Here is a 20,376-nt window from a genome sequence, read left to right as displayed (position 1 = left end):
GATGAATCATCTCGCTTTATTGATATTTTTAGTTTCAGCTTATTGTGCAAAAGCAGCTCTCGCTCCTCCAGTTGTAAAAATAGCTGAAATTCTGTTTTTCTGTCCTGTTGAGAACATGTACATTGCAGCATCGTCTACATAATCCATGTAGTTCATTGTCATTTCTACAGGTGTACCTGTACAAGTGCTGTAATGAGGATACGCAGGAACTCCATAGTTTGCTGTGTTGTGAGTAGGAGTATCTGAAACAAGATCGCTTCCGCAAGTTGCATCTCCCCAGATGTGACGTAAGTTCATCCAGTGACCAACTTCGTGTGTAGCTGTTCTTCCTAAGTTATATGGAGCATTTGCAGAACCAGATAATCCGAAATATTTAGGATCAATTACCACTCCATCAGTAGCAGAAGCACCACCAGGGAATTGTGCATAACCTAAAATTCCGCCGCCAATAACACATGACCATAGGTTTAATTTTGTAGTTGGACTAGTTGGAGCAAGTCCGCCTTGAGCTGTTTTCTTCATTGCATCATTTGTTCCCCAAGAAGTTTTAGTTGTTGATTTTCTAATAACTTGGTCTAAAACAAATGAGATTCCGATGTTTGCTTTCACTCCTGCAAATAGTGCTGGCACATTATTGTAATCTGAGTTTAAAGCATTGAAATCTTTGTTTAGCACATCAATTTGAGATTGAATTTGTGCATCTGAAATGTTTTCAGCAGCCGTTCTGTATAAAACATTAACGACAACAGGAATTTCAATTTTACCATTTACCAAACGGCCTGTGAAATTTGAACCTGCGTGTTGCGCCGTAAAAGTTTCAATTTCGTTCATTCTAATCGCCAACATAGGATCGGCTTTCAATTGAGCTTCTAAAACTTCTTGCGTTGCACAGCCTCTTCTGGCAGGAACGCTTGCATCTGCATTAGCAGAATCAGATTGTTCATTTTGACAAGCAAACAGCATTAATGCTGCAAATGTGGTAATAATAACTTTTTTCATAATAATTTGGGTTTTTGTTATAAAATTGTTGATTAGTTGAATAATGTAGCAATTTTATAACAAAATACCTTTCGTGCAAAATATTAGAATAAAAATTTTGTGAGAAATTTTACAATCCCTTACAAACATTGATTCCTACAAAAATTATCTTCTAAAAATTATACAGTATTTTCTTTCTTTTTGTTTTTTAAATGCATTTCGTCGTGATTATCTGTTGTTTAACGATGAATTTTAACAAATAAATTTGAAGCAAAATTGGAGTTTTGCTTTATAAGAGATTTTTAGAGTGCATTTTTTTACAAAGAAGTAATCTCATAAAGAGCAATACTCGCTGCTTGAACCACATTCATGCTGCTATTTTTGCCAAACATATTGATATGCACAATTTGATGAGAAAGCTGTAAAAGTTCGTCTGATATTCCATTGATTTCACTTCCAATCAAAAGTGCAATTTTTTTGTCGAAAGGAATCATAACTTCTTTTAGAGGCTTGCTGTTAGAAGCAATTTCTAAGGCAATAATTTCAAAATTATTGTCAATTAAATAGGATTGAAGCTCCGTATAATCTTCAATAACAGAATGAGGCACATGAAGATGTGTGCTTCTAGAAGTTTTATTGATTTTGCGAGGTGTAAGCGGAATATCTTTTCCGAAAAAAATAATATTTTCAACTCCAAAAGCTTCAGAAATTCGGAACAAAGAACCAATATTCTGCTGAAAGTAAATATGATCGCATACCAAAGTAATGGGAAATGTTTTTCTTTCAAATTGATTTTCTTCGTGAGTTAGCTGCACTTTCTAAAATTTAATTAGTAAAAATATAATTGATAATGTTTGCGCCCATTTTAAGCGCTTTGTCTCTTACGTTTGCAGGATCGTTATGAACTTCTGGGTCTTCCCAGCCGTCACCCAAATCACATTCGTATGTATAAAGCAAAACCAGTTTATTGTCTATGAAAATTCCAAAAGCCTGAGCGCGCGTTCCGTCGTGTTCATGAATTTTTGGCAACCCGTTTGGGAAAGGAAAAGGTTTCTGAAAAATTGGATGATTTGCAGGAAGCTCAACTAAATTATTATTCGGAAATATCTTTTTGATTTCTTTTCTAATAAACTGATCCATTCCGTAATTGTCATCTATATGAAGGAAACCTCCAGCAGTTAGATAATTTCTTAAGTTTGTCACATCTGCATCACTAAAGACCACATTTCCGTGCCCCGTCATGTGTACAAACGGATATGAAAACAAATCTGGATTGCTTGGTTCTACAGTTGAAGGCTTACTTTTAATACGGGTATTAATATTAGCATTGCAAAAACTGATCAAATTAGGCAAAGAAGTTGGGTTTGCGTACCAGTCGCCGCCACCGCTGTATTTAAGCAAAGCGATTTCTTGTGAAAAAGAAGAGATTGAAATTAGTAAAAATAGATAGAATATTTTTTTCATTCTTTTAGATCTTTATTTGTCATTTCGACGAAGGAGAAATCTCTACAAGCAACTCTACAAAGTTTGGCTCTTCGTTGCGGAGCTTCTCGCGGAGATTTCTCCTTCGTCAAAATGACAAAATTGAGTTGATTTATTCTCTTGAAATGTCAAATTTAATTGTCTTTAATTTGTTTATTCATTAAAAAAAACAACGCTATGACAAGCCACAACTGCAGCTGTTTCTGTTCTCAAGCGCGTGTTTCCTAAAGTTACTGGTTTGTAATTGTTTTCTAATGCCAATGCAATTTCTTTCTCAGAAAAGTCGCCTTCTGGACCAATTAGAATCGTTACATCTTCATTGGGTTTTAAAACCTCTTTTAGTGATTTTTTATCGGTTTCTTCACAATGTGCAATTAGAGATAAACCATTTTGCTTTCGTTTAATGAACTCTTTAAACGAAATGGCTTCGTTCAATTTTGGCAAAAAAGTTTCATTGCATTGTTTCATGGCCGAAAGAATGATTTTCTCAAAACGATCCCGATTAATTACTTTTCGTTCAGAGCGATCACAGAAAATGGGTGTAATTTCTTGAATGCCAATTTCAGTCGCTTTTTCTAAAAACCATTCAAAACGGTCATTCATTTTGGTTGGAGCAACGGCCAAATGCAAATGGAATTTTGGCTTTTCGGCATTTGTTATAGAAAGCACTTCTACGGTACATTTATTGTCTGAAGCCAGAGTGATCTGAGTTTCAAACAAAAGTCCAGAGCCATTTGTAACATGCAGAATATCTCCGTCTTTTTTTCTTAGAACTTTTATGATATGACGGCTTTCTTCTTTATCAAAAGAAAAACTTTCGGTCGTCGAGTCTATATTCGGATTAAAAAATAACTGCATGATTAAAATTCGATTCTGGCTTTAGAAACTACAGAAGAAGTTTCGAAACGATTAGATAAGTATTTTTGGTATCCTACAATTCCAATCATTGCAGCATTATCTGTTGTATATTCAAATTTCGGAATAAAAGTTTTCCAGCCGTATTTGCTTTCGGTTTCTTTTAAAGTATTTCGAATGCCAGAATTTGCTGAAACTCCACCGCCAATAGCGATTTGTGTAATTCCAGTTTCTTTTACAGCTAGTTTAATTTTATCCATCAAGATTTCGATAATCGTATGCTGAATAGAAGCGCAGATATCATTTAAGTTTTCTTCAATAAAATTCGGATTCTGCTGTTTGTTTTTTTGAATGAAATATAAAATAGCCGTTTTCAGTCCAGAGAAACTGAAATCTAATCCTGGAACTTTCGGTTTTGTAAAAGGAAATGCTTTCGGATTTCCTTCTTTTGCATATTTATCAATCAAAGGTCCACCAGGATAAGGAAGTCCAAGAATTTTGGCACTTTTATCAAATGCTTCACCTACAGCGTCATCTGTAGTTTCCCCGATAATTTCCATATCAAAAAAGCTATTTACTTTTACAATTTGCGTGTGTCCGCCACTTATTGTTAAAGCTAAAAAAGGAAATTCTGGTTTATCGTAACCTTCTTCATCAATAAAATGAGCCAAAATATGAGCATGCATATGATTTACAGCAATTAACGGAACATTTAAAGCTAATGATAATGATTTACTGAATGAAGTTCCCACCAATAAAGAGCCCATTAATCCTGGTCCTTGCGTAAATGCGATTGCGCTTAACTGTTCTTTTTGTACATTTGCTTTACGAAGTGCAGCATCTATCACTGGTACAATATTCTGCTGATGCGCTCGGGAAGCCAATTCGGGAACAACACCTCCGTATTGATTATGAATTAATTGATTGGCTACAACATTTGACAATACTTTGTCGTTATGTAAAACCGCGGCAGCAGTATCATCGCATGAACTTTCGATGGCTAGAATAAAAACCTCTGGATTTTGCATATAAAGGCACAAATTTTGAATTATATTTGACAAATCAAATGATTACATCTCTTTGATTTAAGCAGTGCCCCAAAATTAAAGAATTTTTATCAAAAACAGCCGTTCTTTGTCTGTTCAAATAAATTAAAAGAAAAACTAAAATTAAAGAAGCTATCAAAAAAGTAAAGAAAATAATATCTAGAACCCTAATTGGGTTGATTTTACTTTTGTTAGCACTCGCTATCATACTCTCTCTTCCTGTCGTTCAGACACAGATTGCCAATTATGTTACCAACAGATTAAATGAAGATTACAAGGTTAATATTAACGTTGAAAAAACGGCAATCAATATTTTTGGTGGAGTAAAATTGAAGAAAGTGACAATCCTAGATCATCATAAAAAAACGATGATTTATTCGGATATCATCACTACTGATATTGCCAGTTTTAGTAGGCTCTTAGACGGAGATTTAATTTTTGGCGATTTACGTTTGACAGGTTTGATTTTTAATTTGAAAACCTACAAAGGTGAAGATGAAAATAATATCAATAAATTTATCCAAGCTTTTGAGGTAGAGAATACACCTAAGAAAAAATCAACCAAGCATTTTCTTCTAACGGCTAAAAATGCCTACATCGAAAAAGGAAGATTTTCTGTTGTTGACGAAAATAAAACGACACCTAAATTTCTAGATTTTACAAAATTAAACGCTTATATCAGCGAGTTTAAATTGTACGGCCCAGATGTAAATACAAACATTCATAGGTTTTCTTTTATGGATCATCGCGGTTTGTATGTTTCTAACTTTGCTGGGAAATTCAGTTATACCAAAAAACAGATTAAAGTTGAAAATCTGGCTATTAAAACCAAAAGGTCTTCTATTTATGGTGTAGCAATTTTGAATTATAAACCATCAGATTTTCTTGATTTTACAGATAAAGTTCGATTTGATGTTTTAATAGATTCTTCTTCAATTGCAACAAACGATATTCGTCATTTTTATGATGGTTTAGGTAAAAATCAGCATTTTAAACTGAAAACCAAATTAGACGGTCCGTTGAATAATATGACGCTTACAGGATTGAGACTAAGCGACACAAACGGGTCAAAAATTAACGGAACAATCAATTTCAGAAATCTTCTAGGCAGTAAAACGCAGAAGTTTTCTATGGACGGAAAGTTTAGCAAACTGCTTTCTAGTTATGATGATTTGGTAGTTTTACTTCCTGGAGTTTTAGGTAAAAGGCTTCCGAAAGAAATGAAGCGAATCGGCAAGTTTAATATTGTCGGAAAAGCAAAAGTAACGACAACAGAATTAGAAACCGCTTTTAAAATGGCTACAGATGTAGGAAATGGTCAAGTCGATCTTCATTTGAATAATATGGATTTTATTGACAAGGCTTCTTATTCTGGAAATATTGTTTTAGATAATTTTGATGTTGGTGCGGTTTTAAACAGAAAAGATATTGGCAAGACGACTTTGAATCTTGATGTAGATGGCGTTGGTTTTACTGAGAAATATTTGAATACGGTTATCAAAGGAGATATTGCAAAGCTGGATTATAATAAATACACCTATAATAATATAGTAGTCAACGGAAATTTCAAATTGCCTTATTATAAAGGACAAATTGCGATAAATGATCCGAATTTAAATTTGAATTTTGATGGTTTGCTGGATTTGAGCAAGAGAGAAAACCGTTATGATTTTCATATTAATGTTGAAAATTCAGATTTGCGAAAACTTAAATTTATCAATGATTCTATCTCGCACTTTAAAGGAGATGTTGTAGTTCAATTGTCTGGAAATTCTATTGAAAATCTGCAAGGTGATATTTTTATAAACGATGCAGAATATCAGAATCCAAAAACAACTTATGTTTTTGATCAGGTAAATTTAAATTCAAGTTTTGATGCAGATCGCTTAAGAACCATTACAGTAAGTTCGAATGATGTTGTAGACGGAAAAATTGTAGGTAAATTTAGATTTGATCAATTGGATAAATTGGTCATGAATTCTGTTGGTAGTTTGTATACCAATTACAAGCCTTATAAAGTTAGAAAAGGACAATTCTTGAATTTCAATTTCCGTGTTTATGATAAAGTGGTCGAAATGCTTTACCCGGAAATAAATATTGATTCTTCGACCGTTGTGAGAGGAAAAATAGATTCTGATTTGCAGGAATTTAAATTCCGTTTTAGATCTAAAAAAATTACAGCAGACAAAAGTACATTTGATAACATTCGAATTAACATCGATAATAAAAATCCGCTTTACAATGCTTATGTCGAATTAGACAGTATAAAAACACCTTATTATAAAATACGTGATTTTAATTTGATTAATGTTACGGCAAATGACACGCTTTTTGTTCGTTCTGAGTTTAAAGGAGGAGATAAGGGCGAAGATTACTTTAATCTTGATTTGTTTCATACCATTGATAAGAACAAAAATAACATTGTCGGAATCAAAAAGTCTGAAATGAAGTTTAAGGATTATATCTGGTACTTAAACGAAGATGCAGAAAAGGATAATCAGATTGTTATTGATCAGTATTTTAAAAACTTCACATTCGACAATATCGTTTTGTCTCATGAAAATCAGAAAATTGATTTAAATGGAGTTATAAAAGGGAAAGATTATAAAGATCTCGAACTTACTTTTGAAGATGTTGATATTAATAAAATAACCCCCGCAAATTCCAAATTTGTATTTAATGGTAACTTGAATGGAAGTGTCAATTATAAGCAGAACAAAAATGTTTATCAGCCCACTGCATCCATAAAAATTGATCATCTTGTGATGAACAAGACAGAACTCGGTACGCTAAATTTTGATATTTCGGGAGATGAATCTTTTAGAAAATTTACGGTTAATTCTTCAATTCAGAATGGTTTTACTGAATCGTTTAGAGCTAACGGAACTTTTGCCGTAGAGAATAAGGAGACCATCTTGGATATGAGTTTGAAATTAGAAGGTTTCAATCTGGCTACTTTAGGAACTGTCGGCGGAGATGTTTTGTCAAATGTGCGCGGTTCTGTTTCTGGAAATGCCGCTGTTGTCGGAAATTTGAAAAAACCAGAAATCAATGGTCGTTTGTATGTCGAAAAAGCGGGAATGACGATTCCGTACCTTAATACCGATTATGAATTAAGCGATCGAACGGTTATTGATTTAACCAATGAAAAATTCTTGTTTAGAAATAATCAGTTAACGGATACAAAATATGGTACAAAAGGTTTGCTGAATGGAACTATCGAGCATAATAATTTTGGCGATTGGAAACTGGATTTAAATATCACTTCTAAACGATTAGTGGCATTGGATACAAAAGACAGTGAAGATGCTGCTTATTTTGGAACTGCCTTTATAAATGGAACGGCTAGTATAAAAGGTCCTGTAGAAGGTTTATTTATTAAGGTAGATGCGAAATCTGAAAAAGGCACAGAAGTTAAGATTCCAATTAATAATGCACAAAGTGTTGGAGAAAGCAGCTGGATTCATTTTGTGACGCCGAAAGAAAAGTATAATCTAGAGAACGGAATTGTTGAAAAAACAAGAGACTATAACGGACTTGAACTGGAATTTGATTTCGATATTACGCCAGATGCCGAAGTAGAAGTTATTTTAGATCGAAATTCGGGGCATGGTATGAAAGGTCGAGGATACGGATCATTGTTGTTTAAAATCAATACGTTAGGTAAATTTAATATGTGGGGGGATTTCCAGGCATATGAAGGAACTTATAATTTTAAATACGGTGGACTTATCGATAAAAAGTTTACGGTTAAAAAAGGAGGTTCGATTATTTGGGAAGGAAACCCAATGCGTGCCCAGCTGAATTTAGAAGCAGTTTATAAGACGCAAGCCAATCCAGCAGTACTTTTAGATAATACTTCTTCATTCAATAAAAAAGTTCCAGTAGAAGTGGTTATTGGATTGAGAGGAGATTTGGCGAGTCCAGAACCTAATTTTGATATTCAGTTTCCGTCTGTAAGTAATGTTTTAAAATCGGAGATACAATATAAATTAGACGATAAAGATATTCGTCAGACACAAGCACTTTACTTATTATCGACTGGTTCGTTTATGAGTACCGACGGATTTAGCCAAGGAGATTTTTCTGGAACATTGACAGAAACCGCTTCAAGTTTGTTGGGTGGCATTATCAAGTCGGACAATGATAAAGTAAATATTGACTTAAATTACATTGCTGCAGACAGAAGAACGGGGCAGGAGGTTGACGGTCAGTTTGTGGCTAATATATCTTCTCAGATTAATGAAAGAATTACTATTAACGGGAAATTAGGAGTTCCTGTTGGAGGTGTGAATGAATCTGCAATTGTTGGAGATATCGAAATTCTGTATCGAGTAAATGAAGACGGAACAATGAACCTTCGTTTGTTTAATAAAGAAAACGACATTAATTATATAGGACAAGGAATTGGGTATACGCAAGGTGTCGGTATTTCGTACGAAGTAGATTTTGATACCTTTAGCGAGCTTGTAAATAAGCTATTTAAAAATCATAAAATAGAAAAAGCTGTAAAAAATTCTTCTCATGACGATCTTCAAGATTCGTATCTTCCTGAATATATGAATTTCTCAAGCAAGAAAGATTCAGAAAAAAATAAAAAGAAAGCAAAGGAAGACGAAGAGAAAAGGAAAAAAGAAGAAGAAAAGAAAAAGAAAAAAGAACAGGAACAAACTCCAAGCAATAATCAAGGACTAATTCCTGATAACGATTATTAACACTTTGTTAAAAATAACCTTTTATAAAACCATTATTCTCATAATGGTTTTTTTTGTGCTAAATTTAGGGACTCTTTTAAAATTTTCCATATGAGCGGGAAATTCTATTTTTATAACACTTCATTAGGGTATTGTTAATTTTGACGATTTAATTAAAAAAATAGCGTTTTATTATTTTTAATGAAATTTTTTCCTAGAAAAAACTTATTAACGAAAACGTTTGAATTTAACAGATTTTATTAATTTATGATAATCGTAACCCGAAAAGTGCTGAATGTTTGCTAATTTTACACTTTAATACTTAAATAATGCCAAAAACAATAAAAAAAGTAGGTGTTCTTACCTCAGGAGGAGATTCACCTGGAATGAATGCTGCAATACGATCAGTTGTTCGAACTTGCGCATATCACAATATAGAATGTATCGGAATTTATAGAGGGTACCAGGGAATGATTGAGGGTGACTTCAAAGAGATGGGACCACGTAGCGTAAATAATATTGTAAACAAAGGTGGAACGATCTTAAAATCGGCTCGTTCAGTTGAGTTTAGAACCCCTGAAGGTAGAAAGAAAGCACACGAGAATCTTGTTAAGGCTGGTGTAGATGCTTTAGTTGTTATTGGTGGTGATGGAAGTTTTACTGGAGGATTAATTTTTAATGCAGAATTTGGTTTCCCGGTAATGGGAATTCCAGGTACAATTGATAATGATATTTATGGTACAAGTTTTACTTTAGGGTATGACACTGCTTTGAATACTGTTGTAGACTGTATCGACAAAATTAGAGATACAGCAAGTTCGCATAACCGTCTTTTCTTTGTAGAGGTTATGGGTAGAGATGCTGGCCATATCGCTCTTAATGCAGGTATTGGTGCAGGAGCAGAAGAAATCCTTATTCCTGAAGAAGATTTGGGTTTGGATCGTCTTTTAGATTCACTTCAAAAAAGTAAAGCATCAGGAAAATCATCAAGTATAGTTGTTATTGCTGAAGGAGATAAGATTGGTAAAAACGTATTCGAATTAAAAGATTATGTTGAAGCCAACCTTCCTGAATACGACGTAAGAGTTTCTGTTTTAGGACACATGCAGCGTGGTGGTTCTCCATCTTGTTTTGACCGTGTTTTAGCGAGCCGTCTTGGAGTAAAAGCAGTAGAATCTTTAATTGAAGGAAAATCTAACTATATGGTGGGACTTCGCGAAGATAAAGTAATCTTGACTCCACTTGAGCAGGCTATTAAAGGAAAATCAGAGATTGACAAAGAATTGTTAAGAGTGTCAGACATTATGTCGACATAACTAATATAAAAAGTTTAAAAAAGAAAAGAAGTTTATTGTGAGGAAATTAGACTTTGAAATAGTGTAATAAAAACAAAAGCAAAAAATTTAGTAAAATGTCAAAAGTAAAATTAGGAATAAACGGATTTGGACGTATCGGAAGAATCGTTTTTAGAGAGTCTTTCAATAGAGATAATGTAGAAGTTGTTGCAATCAACGATTTGTTAGACGTAGATCACTTAGCTTATTTATTAAAATATGATTCAGTTCACGGTCGTTTCAACGGAACTGTAGAAGTTAAAGAAGGAAAATTGTATGTAAACGGAAGAAACATCCGTATCTCTGCAGAAAGAAATCCAGCTGACTTAAAATGGAACGAAGTTGATGTAGATGTAGTAGCTGAATGTACTGGTATCTTCACAACTATCGAAACAGCAAGTGAGCACTTAAAAGGTGGTGCAAAGAAAGTTATCATTTCTGCTCCTTCTGCTGATGCTCCAATGTTTGTAATGGGAGTTAACCACGAAACTGCAAAAGCTTCTGATTTAGTTGTTTCTAACGCTTCTTGTACTACAAACTGTTTAGCTCCATTAGCTAAAGTTATCCACGATAATTTCGAAATTGTTGAAGGTTTAATGACTACTGTTCACGCAACTACTTCAACTCAAATGACTGCTGACGGACCTTCTAGAAAAGACTGGAGAGGTGGACGTGCTGCTGCAATCAACATCATTCCTTCTTCAACAGGTGCTGCTAAAGCGGTTGGAAAAGTTATTCCATCTTTGAATGGAAAATTAACTGGAATGTCTTTCCGTGTTCCTACTGCTGACGTTTCTGTAGTAGATTTAACTGTTAAAGTGGCTAAAGAAACTACTTACGAAGAAATCTTAGCTGTATTGAAAAAAGCTTCAGAAAACGAAATGAAAGGTATCTTAGGATATACTGAAGATGCTGTTGTATCTCAAGATTTTATCTCAGATAAAAGAACTTCTATCGTTGATGCTGGTGCAGGAATCGGATTAAACTCTACTTTCTTCAAATTAGTATCTTGGTATGACAATGAGTACGGATACTCAAGCAAATTAATTGATTTATCTGTACATATTGCAGGTTTAAAATAATAATATATATTTTTGCAAAATCCCGTTACTTTACAATAACGGGATTTTCTTATTTTGTCACTTCTATAATTAATGTAAAAAATACACTTTTAAGTTAAAGATAGAAAAACCTAATTCCAAAAACTAAACAAATGAAATTAATAGTTGACAGTGGATCTACTAAAGCCGATTGGATTGCGATAGATGATAATGGAAAAGTATTATTCACAACACAAACTTTAGGATTAAATCCTGAAATTCTAGACGAGCCAGAAATTATCGAAAGATTAAATGACCGTTTTGATATCTTACAAAACAAAAAAAATGCTACACATTTATTCTTTTACGGTGCCGGTTGCGGTACAGACAGAATGAAAGAGTGGTTGAAAAGAATTTTTCAAGAATATTTTTCTAACGCAATTGTAGACGTTCAAGAAGATACTTATGCTGCTGTTTATGCAACAACTCCAAAAGGAGAAGAAGCAATTGTTTCTATCTTAGGAACAGGTTCTAACTGCAGTTATTTTGATGGAAAAGCATTGCATCAAAAAGTTCAATCATTAGGTTATATTGTAATGGATGATTGCAGTGGTAACGTTTTTGGAAAAGAATTAATTAGAAAGTACTATTTTAATAAAATGCCTAAAGAATTGGCTGTTGAGCTTGAAAAAGAGTACGACGTTGATCCAGATTTTATTAAAAACAAATTATATAAAGAGCCAAACCCGAATGCTTATTTAGCTACTTACGCTAAATTCTTGATTAAGCATAAAGACACAGAATTCTGCAGAAAAATCATCTTCAAAGGAATGAAGTCTTTCGTTAAGAATTACATCAAACAATTCGATAACTGCAAGGAAGTTCCGGTACATTTTGTTGGTTCTATTGCGTTTTATTTGAAAGATGAATTACAAGAGACATTTAACAAATATGAACTTCAATTAGGTAATGTTTTAAGAAGGCCTATTGATGGATTAATTGCTTACCATGTCGCTAATCAATAGTTCTGGTTTTATGGAAATTGCCATTATTGCTCATGATGGAAAAAAAGCTGATTTAATTGATTTCTTGATTAAAAATGAAGCTGTTTTGCACAATGAAAAAATAAGACTTATTGGTACTGGTACTACGGGAGGAAAAGCAGAAGCTGCTGGATTTAAAACTCAGAGAATGCTTTCTGGACCTCTTGGAGGCGATGCGCAAATTGCTGGAAGGGTAGCGGAAGGAATTACGCAAATGGTTTTCTTTTTTAAAGACCCTTTGTCAAGCCATCCGCATGAAGCAGATATTAATATGCTAATTCGTGTTTGCGATGTGCATAATGTGCCGCTGGCAACCAATGAAGCAACGGCACAATTATTATTAGATGCTATTGCACAGCAATTATAGAAATTTCTACATTAACATTTTTTGGCAAACAAGCCACTTGAACCGTTTCACGAGCTGGAGCGGTTTTTTCGTTAAAATAAGAACCGTAAACGGTATTTATTGCTCCGAAGTTATTCATGTCCATGATGAAAATAGTTGACTTTACAACGTTCTCAAAAGTCATATTTGCTGCCTCAAGAATAGCGGCAATATTTTTCATAACTTGAGTAGTTTCATCATTAATGTTGTCTGTAATCAATTTTCCTGACTCAGGATTGATTGCAATCTGTCCAGAAGCATAAAGTGTGTTTCCAGATAATACAGCTTGATTATAAGGCCCGATTGGAGCCGGAGCTTTCTCGGTAAAAATGATTTTTTTCATAATGAAATTATTTTGATTCGAAAGTTGTTTATCTGTTTGAAACGCTACGTTTGTTCCATTTGATATCGCTCAGCATACCAGATTTAATTCCGATAAAGAAGTTCCAGTTAGAATTTGTTCCAAGAGGTTGCCAGTTAAAGGCCATTCTCCAGCTCAATAAGTCTCTTTCAAAACGGAATTGTGTAAAGGTAACCCCTTTTTGTACAAAATCGTAACCAGTTGAAACCCCTGCTTTCCATTTAGGAGTAAGATCGGTATTGATGGAAATCATGATAGAGTTTCCAGAAATAGTATTCTCTCGTTTTACGTTTGAATACGTTAATGAATACGCAAGCGTCATGTCCCACGGGACTTTAGAATTAAAGAATTCCGTAATGGCATCTTCTTTCTCAGGTTCATTGGCAAACTGGCTGTTACGGCTGTCATTTAAATCTGTATTTGTTCCAAACAAATCATCATTTCGACCACCATTTCGCTGGCTCTGAGTATTTTTTTCTTTTTCTTTTCCTGTTCCTTTGTTCGTGAATGAATAGTTTACAGTTACGTTTGCACTTGTCATTCTAAACAAACTTCCGCCATTGTCAATATTGAATTTGTCAATTTTGTTACCACCGTTATCAATCGCGTACGGATCTAATGTGGCACCAAAATTCATGTTCATTTTGTTGTCAAAAAACTGTGTTCCACCACTAACCAATACAGGTTGCCATCCAAATGTGCTTTTTCCGTCAGCGTTGAAATTATAGCTTGTGCTGAAGTTCAAGTTGTTCAGCAGCATAATCTTTTTAGGCTCAGTTTTTGTGCTGTCACGGTCTCTTACTTTAGCTTCAAAAGTATTGCTCAAAGCAAAACCAACAATGTTAGAATTTTCTTTTCCTGGCGCTCCGTATAATCCGTTTTCGAATCTGGTGTATTCAGAAGTAATTCTTCCAGAAGCGTCTACAGCATATGTGTCGTAATATTTTTCAAAACTTGGCGTGTAAGCATATGTAATACTCGGACGCATCACGTGTCGAATAGATTGGATTTTTTTATCAGCTCCAAAATTGAAAGTTCCGTAAATAGTGGTACCTAAATTGGTGCTGAAATTATATGTTCTAAAAGCATCAAAACCATTTACAGTTTTATTAATGGTTTGTCCAGCAGCTGGATCATATTCTTTCTGGATAGTTTTATTAACCCACGTTTCTTGGTAAGTTGTGGAAGCTCCTGCACTAAAATATTTAAAAATCTTAAAGTTGGTGCTCAACGGAATAGTCTGTTGTAAACCTAACTGTGCATCATCAAACATCTGAGGTTTGAAGAATAGCGAATCTTTTGTTTTAAAATAATTTTTACCGCTTACATTATATTGCAAGTTGATATTCTTGATTAATCCTTTCTTTACGCCATCTTTTCCAACAAACGGGTATACACGGTCAATACTTCCTTGTAGAGACGGAAGCGTCATAATAATGTCTTCTGTCTGCGTATTCTGGCTGTGGGTTGCAGATAACGAAATACGAGAACCAGGAATAGTATTAAAAGTTTTATTGTATGAAATAGAAGAACTTAAAGTGTTATTTAAGTTTGATCCAATATTTGCTTGGTTGATAGACTGTTTAAAGTACTTACTACTACCCATGTTGACAGAAGCAGAGAAAGTAGAATTCGGGTTTGCTTTTGTGTCTTTAGAGTGTGACCACTGAATATTGTAAATGTTCTGTTTCGAATAGTCAGGATAACCACGTTCACTGTTAATTAAATTCTCAAAACGGATATTGACATTTCCTCTATACTTATATCGCTTAGCATATGCCGACTCAAATCGCATGGCGTAACTTCCGTTCGTATAATAATCTCCAAGTACAGTTAAGTCGTAATTATCGCTAAGAGCAAAATAATAACCTCCATTTTGCAATGAGAAACCTCTTGTGTTAGAATCATTATAACTTGGAATGATAATACCCGAAACGCTTTTTTCTTTACTTAAAGGGAAAAAACCATAAGGCAATGCAAGCGGAGTAGGAACATCAGCAATTACTAATTGTGTTAAGCCAGCAACGATTTTTTTGCCTGGCACAAATTTAATTCTACTAGTTTGAAAGTAGTATTCAGGATTGTCAATATCTTGAGCAGTTGTAATACGCGCTCCTTTTAAAAAGTAAACAGAGTCGTTTTCTTTTTTAGTAACAGAAGCCTTAATGTTCAATTCGCCTTGTTTTGTTCTCGAATTATAAATTAAAGCCTTTTTGGTTTTAAAATTAAAACGGATAGAATCAGGCTGTACTTCGCTTGAGCCTTGTTTGAAATTTGGATATTGCGTTAAAACGCCAGCAGAATCTTTAATTCTTCCTGCATAAACTTCATCTTTTTCATAATTAAGTACAATTATACCCGATTTTAATTCGACATCTTTATAGTATAATTCAGCTTCATTATATAAAGTAATCAGCTTTTTTTTCTGGTCAATTTTAGCATAATCTTTGGCTTTATATCTAACTTTTCCGTCCAAAAAAGTCTTTTTTGGTTTAACAGTATCTAGTTTTATGGTATCTGTAATCGCAGCAGTTTCTTTATCTGTTTGTTTTACAGCAGGTAAAGGCTTTTTTTTGTTTTTTATTTCTTGCGAATATAAATTACCACAACCTATAGTTAGGAAAAATGATATTAAAACGATATTAAATAAGTTTGTATGCAAAGGTTTAAATGCTATTTTTGTAAAATTATGGCTTGTTTTTTGACACGTCAAACTTACATATAATTTTTTGGCAAAAATAATCAATTCTAAAAATTATAACAGCTGCGTTTTATTAAAATTAACTTTTAGATTTATGAATGGAATTAACAAATTTAAAGTAATATTTACTTTATTTCTAACGATATCGTCTTTTTGTGCTCACAGTCAGTCAAATGTATTTAAGGTAACACTTGATGCTGGACATGGAGATCATGACTTTGGTGCTGTTTACAGTGGGCGAATTGAAAAAAATATTGCTTTAGCTATTGTTTTGAAAGTAGGGAAGATATTAGAGCTAAATCCAAATGTTAATGTAATTTATACTCGTAAAACAGATGTTTTTGTTGATTTGGTCGAAAGAGCCAATATTGCAAATAGAGCAAATTCAAATATTTTCGTCTCTATTCACTGTAACGCCAATAAAAATACTGCGGCCGACGGAACTGAAACTTATGTAATGGGTTTAAGTAAAGTAGCATCGAACCTTGAAGCTGCGAAAAAAGAAAACTCGGTAATTACATTAGAGAAAGACTATAAACGTAAATATGAAGGGTACGATCCAAATTCTCCAGAATCTATGATTGGTATGACTCTAATGCAGGAAGAATATTTGGATAATAGTATTACTCTAGCAACTAAAATCGAAGAAAACTTTGAAAAATTAGGAAAAAAACTTCGACATGGAGGTGTGAAACAAGCACCTTTTATGGTACTTCATAAAGCATATATGCCTAGAGTTTTGGTTGAAACAGGATTTGTCTCTAATCCAGCAGAAGGGAATATCTTGAATTCAGAAGAAGGACAAGACGATATTGCAAGAGCGATTGCAGAAGCTATTTTAAGTTATAAAAGAGAATACTTTGGTTCAGGAACTGAGTTAGAGGATAGTCGGCCCATAAGAGATACTTCAACTAAGGCAAAACCAAAAACAACTACTCCAGTTGCTGTTGTTAAAAATGCTCCAAAAGGAACATTCTTTAAAGTGCAGCTTATTGCAAGCATAAAAAAAACACCTTTAGAACCAAAAAACTTTAAAGGTCTTAAAAATGTAACTATGGTGTACGAAAATAATATTTATAAATATTTCTACGAAGAAACTCCAAGTTACGAAACAGCGCAAAAATATCTGCAAGAAGCTAAAAGTAAAGGATATGGCGCAGCATTTTTAGTGGCAACTAAAGATGGCGAAAAAATCAGTATTCAGGACGCGATTAAATAATAAGCATAAGTTCGAATATTTATATTAATTTTGTACAAACACTTAGAATTTTGAAACTAACAAGAGAAATTAAAACGGCTATTTTAGTCATCGCATCCATTCTACTATTTATCTGGGGATATAGTTTTTTAAAGGGAAGAGACCTTTTTACTAATTATACAATATTATATGCTGAATATGATAATGTTGAAGATTTGGCACCATCAGCGCCAGTAACCCTTAACGGACTTGCGATTGGTAAAGTAAATAAAATTACAATTGATGAAGTTACAGGTAAATTGTTAGTTGAGCTTCAGCTTAAAACAGATTTTCCAATTTCTAAAACAAGTACAGCTTCTATTTATTCTCCAAGTTTGATTGGAGGGAAACAAATTAAAATTATTCCAAATTTTGCAGATAAAGAATTGGCAGAAGACGGACAAAAATTAGTTTCTTCTGTTGAATTAGGATTGACAGAATCATTAGGAGGAAAAATTGAACCAATTCAACAAAAGCTTGATAAAATGCTTTTGAATATTGATAATTTGGTTACAGGATTAAATAATACTTTAGATAAAAACACTCAAGAAAATCTAAAGAAAACAATTGCTGAGTTAAGTCAGACAATGGAACAATTTCATAAAGCTTCTGGAAGTCTTAATAATATCTTGGATACTAATAAAGGACAGATTAATGGAATGGTTACAAACTTCAATAAGATGTCTGGCAACTTCAATAAAATTTCAGATTCATTAAATAAAGCAGATTTAGGAAAAACGGTTCGCAACTTGAATCAAACTTTGGCTAAAGTTGATGTTTTAATGAGCAACTTGAATTCTGGAAAAGGTACAGCAGGAAAAATACTTAATGATGAGGCTTTGTATAATAACTTGACAAAAACTTCAAAAGAACTTGAATTGTTATTGCAAGACCTTCGTCTTTACCCAACCCGTTACGTAAATGTTTCTCTTTTTGGAAAGAAAAATAAACCATACGTAGCACCAACAGAAGAAACAAACTCAACCGATAAAAAATAATTATAAATGAGTTATTTAGATAATATTTTATTCGCAATACTTCTTATAGTAGGTTTCGGTTTTTTTACAGCGAGCGTAAAAAAAATCATCCGAAATATTAATCTAGGAGTCGATGTAGATCGAAAAGATAATCCTAAAGCTCGTTGGAAAAACATGGCATTGATTGCTTTAGGGCAGTCAAAAATGGTGAGACGCCCTGTTGCAGGAATTCTTCATATTTTTGTATATGTTGGTTTCATAATAATTAATATAGAATTATTAGAAATTATTATCGATGGACTTTTTGGAACACATAGAGTTTTTGCACCTTATTTAGGCGTAGTTTATGATGTTCTAATTGCTTCATTTGAAATATTGGCGATACTTGTAATTATTGCTGTAGTTACTTTCTGGATCAGAAGAAATGTAATCCGTTTGAAACGTTTTGTAAGCAAAGATCTAACTGGTTTTCCAAAGAGCGATGCTAATTACATTTTGTATTTCGAAACAGTTTTGATGATTCTGTTTTTATTGATGAATGCGTCTGATTTGCATTTGCAGAATGTTCCAGGAGGATATTCTCATTTTCATAAAGCAGGAAGTTACCCAATAAGCCAGTTTATAGCGCCAATTTTTAATGGTACATCCAACGAAGTTGTTGGATTATTGTTTGAAGTTTTCTGGTGGTTGCATATTGTTGGTATTTTAGTTTTTATGAACTATTTATACTTCTCTAAACATTTGCATATTCTTTTGGCTTTTCCAAATACCTATTTTGCAAACTTAAAACCAGAAGGGCAGTTTGATAACTTAGCTTCAGTTACGAAAGAAGTGAAATTAATGATGGATCCAAATGCAGATCCGTTTGCGGCTGCGCCCGCTGATGAAAATGCTCATCCAGCTAAATTTGGTGCAAGTGATGTTCAGGATTTAAACTGGGTTCAGTTGTTGAATGCTTATACTTGTACGGAATGTGGGCGTTGTACTTCTTCTTGTCCTGCAAATCAAACAGGTAAAAAATTGTCTCCGCGTAAGATCATGATGGATACAAGAGATCGTTTGACAGAAGTTGGTAAAAATATCGATGCTAATAAAGGAGTTTTTGTTCCAGACAACAAATCACTTTTAAACGATTATATAACGCCAGAAGAATTATGGGCTTGTACGTCTTGTAATGCTTGCGTTGAAGAATGTCCAGTAAATATTAGTCCATTATCGATTATTATGGACATGCGTCGTTATTTGGTTATGGAACAAAGTGCTGCTCCGATGTCGTTAAATGCAATGATGACTAATATTGAAAATAACGGAGCTCCTTGGCAGTACAGTCAGCAAGACCGTTTAAATTGGAAAAACGAGAATTAATTTTAATTCAAAAAAAAAATTAAAAATTCAGATTTCAGAATAAAATTTGAAACTTTGAACTTTAAACTTTAAACAAAGAGAGAGATGTCAGAAAGTTTAGTTGTGCCAACAATGGCAGAAATGCTTGCCGAAGGAAAACAGCCAGAGGTTTTGTTTTGGGTAGGTTGCGCAGGAAGTTTTGATGATAGAGCAAAAAAAATTACTAAAGCGTTTGTGCGAATTTTAAATCGTACGAATGTTTCTTTTGCGGTTTTAGGTACAGAAGAGAGTTGTACTGGTGATCCTGCAAAGAGAGCTGGAAATGAGTTTTTGTTTCAAATGCAAGCCATGATGAATATCGAGGTTTTGAATGCTTATGAAGCAAAAAAAATTGTTACAGCTTGCCCGCACTGTTTTAATACTTTAAAAAATGAATACCCGGAATTAGGAGGTAACTACGAAGTTATTCATCATACAGAATTTTTGAAGTCATTAATTGATGAAGGAAGATTAACTGTTGAAGGCGGACAATTTAAAGGTAAAAAAATTACTTTCCATGATCCTTGTTATTTAGGAAGAGCAAATAAAGTTTACGAAGCGCCAAGAGATTTAATTCAGAAATTGGACGTTGAATTAGTAGAAATGAAACGTTCTAAAGCAAACGGATTATGCTGTGGAGCAGGTGGAGCGCAAATGTTTAAAGATGCAGAACCTGGAAACAAAGAAGTAAACGTTCTTCGTACAGAAGATGCTTTGGAAACTCAACCTGATATTATTGCAGCAGGATGTCCATTCTGTAATACAATGTTGACAGACGGAATTAAAAATAAAGAAAAAGAAGGTCAGGTTAAAGTTTTGGATATCGCTGAATTAATAGCGAATGCGCAGGATCTATAGTT

General features: G+C 33.6%; 16 protein-coding genes. 9 read left to right on the top strand and 7 right to left on the bottom strand.

Annotated elements, in window-relative coordinates:
• Positions 1 to 39: 39 nt before the first annotated feature.
• The 5 genes from DMB71_RS10845 to tsaD form a co-directional block, all read right to left on the bottom strand.
• Positions 40 to 999: a zinc metalloprotease gene (locus DMB71_RS10845; RefSeq protein ID WP_111366021.1), complete on the bottom strand. Its 960-nt coding sequence runs from the start codon at positions 997 to 999 to the stop codon at positions 40 to 42.
• 296 nt (positions 1,000 to 1,295) lie between these two features.
• The gene (locus DMB71_RS10840) at positions 1,296 to 1,793 is read right to left on the bottom strand and encodes a TrmH family RNA methyltransferase (RefSeq protein ID WP_111366019.1); all 498 of its coding nucleotides are present in this window, start codon (positions 1,791 to 1,793) and stop codon (positions 1,296 to 1,298) included.
• 10 nt (positions 1,794 to 1,803) lie between these two features.
• Positions 1,804 to 2,442: a DUF4159 domain-containing protein gene (locus DMB71_RS10835; RefSeq protein WP_111366017.1), complete on the bottom strand. Its 639-nt coding sequence runs from the start codon at positions 2,440 to 2,442 to the stop codon at positions 1,804 to 1,806.
• A gap of 171 nt (positions 2,443 to 2,613) precedes the next feature.
• Positions 2,614 to 3,318 carry a 16S rRNA (uracil(1498)-N(3))-methyltransferase gene (locus DMB71_RS10830; RefSeq protein ID WP_111366015.1) on the bottom strand — a complete coding sequence of 235 codons (705 nt, stop codon included), beginning with the start codon at positions 3,316 to 3,318 and terminating at the stop codon, positions 2,614 to 2,616.
• 2 nt (positions 3,319 to 3,320) lie between these two features.
• Complete coding sequence (tsaD, locus tag DMB71_RS10825) at positions 3,321 to 4,343, bottom strand: tRNA (adenosine(37)-N6)-threonylcarbamoyltransferase complex transferase subunit TsaD (protein WP_066034076.1); 1,023 nt, start codon at positions 4,341 to 4,343, stop codon at positions 3,321 to 3,323.
• A 194-nt stretch (positions 4,344 to 4,537) separates the two neighbouring features.
• On the opposite strand from tsaD, the gene DMB71_RS10815 reads away from it, so the two are divergent.
• The 5 genes from DMB71_RS10815 (at position 4,538) to DMB71_RS10795 (ending at position 12,839) form a co-directional block, all read left to right on the top strand.
• Positions 4,538 to 9,076: a translocation/assembly module TamB domain-containing protein gene (locus DMB71_RS10815; protein WP_111366011.1), complete on the top strand. Its 4,539-nt coding sequence runs from the start codon at positions 4,538 to 4,540 to the stop codon at positions 9,074 to 9,076.
• A 308-nt stretch (positions 9,077 to 9,384) separates the two neighbouring features.
• On the top strand, positions 9,385 to 10,371 hold the full coding sequence (gene pfkA, locus DMB71_RS10810) for a 6-phosphofructokinase (protein ID WP_111366010.1): 987 nt from the start codon (positions 9,385 to 9,387) through the stop codon (positions 10,369 to 10,371).
• 95 nt (positions 10,372 to 10,466) lie between these two features.
• Positions 10,467 to 11,471 carry a type I glyceraldehyde-3-phosphate dehydrogenase gene (gap, locus tag DMB71_RS10805; RefSeq protein ID WP_008468814.1) on the top strand — a complete coding sequence of 335 codons (1,005 nt, stop codon included), beginning with the start codon at positions 10,467 to 10,469 and terminating at the stop codon, positions 11,469 to 11,471.
• Between the two features lie 131 nt (positions 11,472 to 11,602).
• Positions 11,603 to 12,454: an N-acetylglucosamine kinase gene (locus tag DMB71_RS10800; RefSeq protein WP_111366008.1), complete on the top strand. Its 852-nt coding sequence runs from the start codon at positions 11,603 to 11,605 to the stop codon at positions 12,452 to 12,454.
• Positions 12,455 to 12,464: 10 nt separating this feature from the next.
• Positions 12,465 to 12,839 (top strand): methylglyoxal synthase, encoded by a 375-nt coding sequence (locus DMB71_RS10795; protein WP_044048067.1) that lies wholly within the window; start codon positions 12,465 to 12,467, stop codon positions 12,837 to 12,839.
• Here the strand turns inward: DMB71_RS10795 and DMB71_RS10790 are convergent.
• Both DMB71_RS10790 and DMB71_RS10785 read right to left on the bottom strand, forming a co-directional pair.
• On the bottom strand, positions 12,820 to 13,200 hold the full coding sequence (locus DMB71_RS10790) for a RidA family protein (protein ID WP_111366007.1): 381 nt from the start codon (positions 13,198 to 13,200) through the stop codon (positions 12,820 to 12,822). The genes DMB71_RS10795 and DMB71_RS10790 overlap by 20 nt on opposite strands.
• A 28-nt stretch (positions 13,201 to 13,228) precedes the next feature.
• Positions 13,229 to 15,931, bottom strand: coding sequence for a putative LPS assembly protein LptD (locus DMB71_RS10785; RefSeq protein WP_204251787.1), 2,703 nt, complete (start codon positions 15,929 to 15,931; stop codon positions 13,229 to 13,231).
• Between the two features lie 82 nt (positions 15,932 to 16,013).
• Here DMB71_RS10785 and DMB71_RS10780 point away from each other — a divergent pair, with 82 nt between their 5' ends.
• From DMB71_RS10780 to DMB71_RS10765, 4 genes are all read left to right on the top strand, one after another.
• Positions 16,014 to 17,138: an N-acetylmuramoyl-L-alanine amidase family protein gene (locus DMB71_RS10780; protein WP_111366365.1), complete on the top strand. Its 1,125-nt coding sequence runs from the start codon at positions 16,014 to 16,016 to the stop codon at positions 17,136 to 17,138.
• Positions 17,139 to 17,188: 50 nt separating this feature from the next.
• Positions 17,189 to 18,154, top strand: coding sequence for an MlaD family protein (locus DMB71_RS10775; RefSeq protein ID WP_111366003.1), 966 nt, complete (start codon positions 17,189 to 17,191; stop codon positions 18,152 to 18,154).
• A 6-nt stretch (positions 18,155 to 18,160) separates the two neighbouring features.
• A complete protein-coding gene (locus DMB71_RS10770) occupies positions 18,161 to 19,498 on the top strand; it encodes a (Fe-S)-binding protein (protein WP_111366002.1) in 1,338 nt (445 codons plus the stop codon).
• A gap of 84 nt (positions 19,499 to 19,582) precedes the next feature.
• Entirely contained in the window at positions 19,583 to 20,374 is a 792-nt protein-coding gene (locus DMB71_RS10765; RefSeq protein WP_111366000.1) for a (Fe-S)-binding protein, read from the top strand.
• Positions 20,375 to 20,376: the final 2 nt, after the last annotated feature.

Source organism: Flavobacterium tistrianum (genome assembly GCF_003254545.1).
Lineage (GTDB): Bacteria > Bacteroidota > Bacteroidia > Flavobacteriales > Flavobacteriaceae > Flavobacterium > Flavobacterium tistrianum.
Note: the sequence above shows the minus strand (reverse complement) of the source record. Positions and strands in the feature narration are given on the sequence as shown.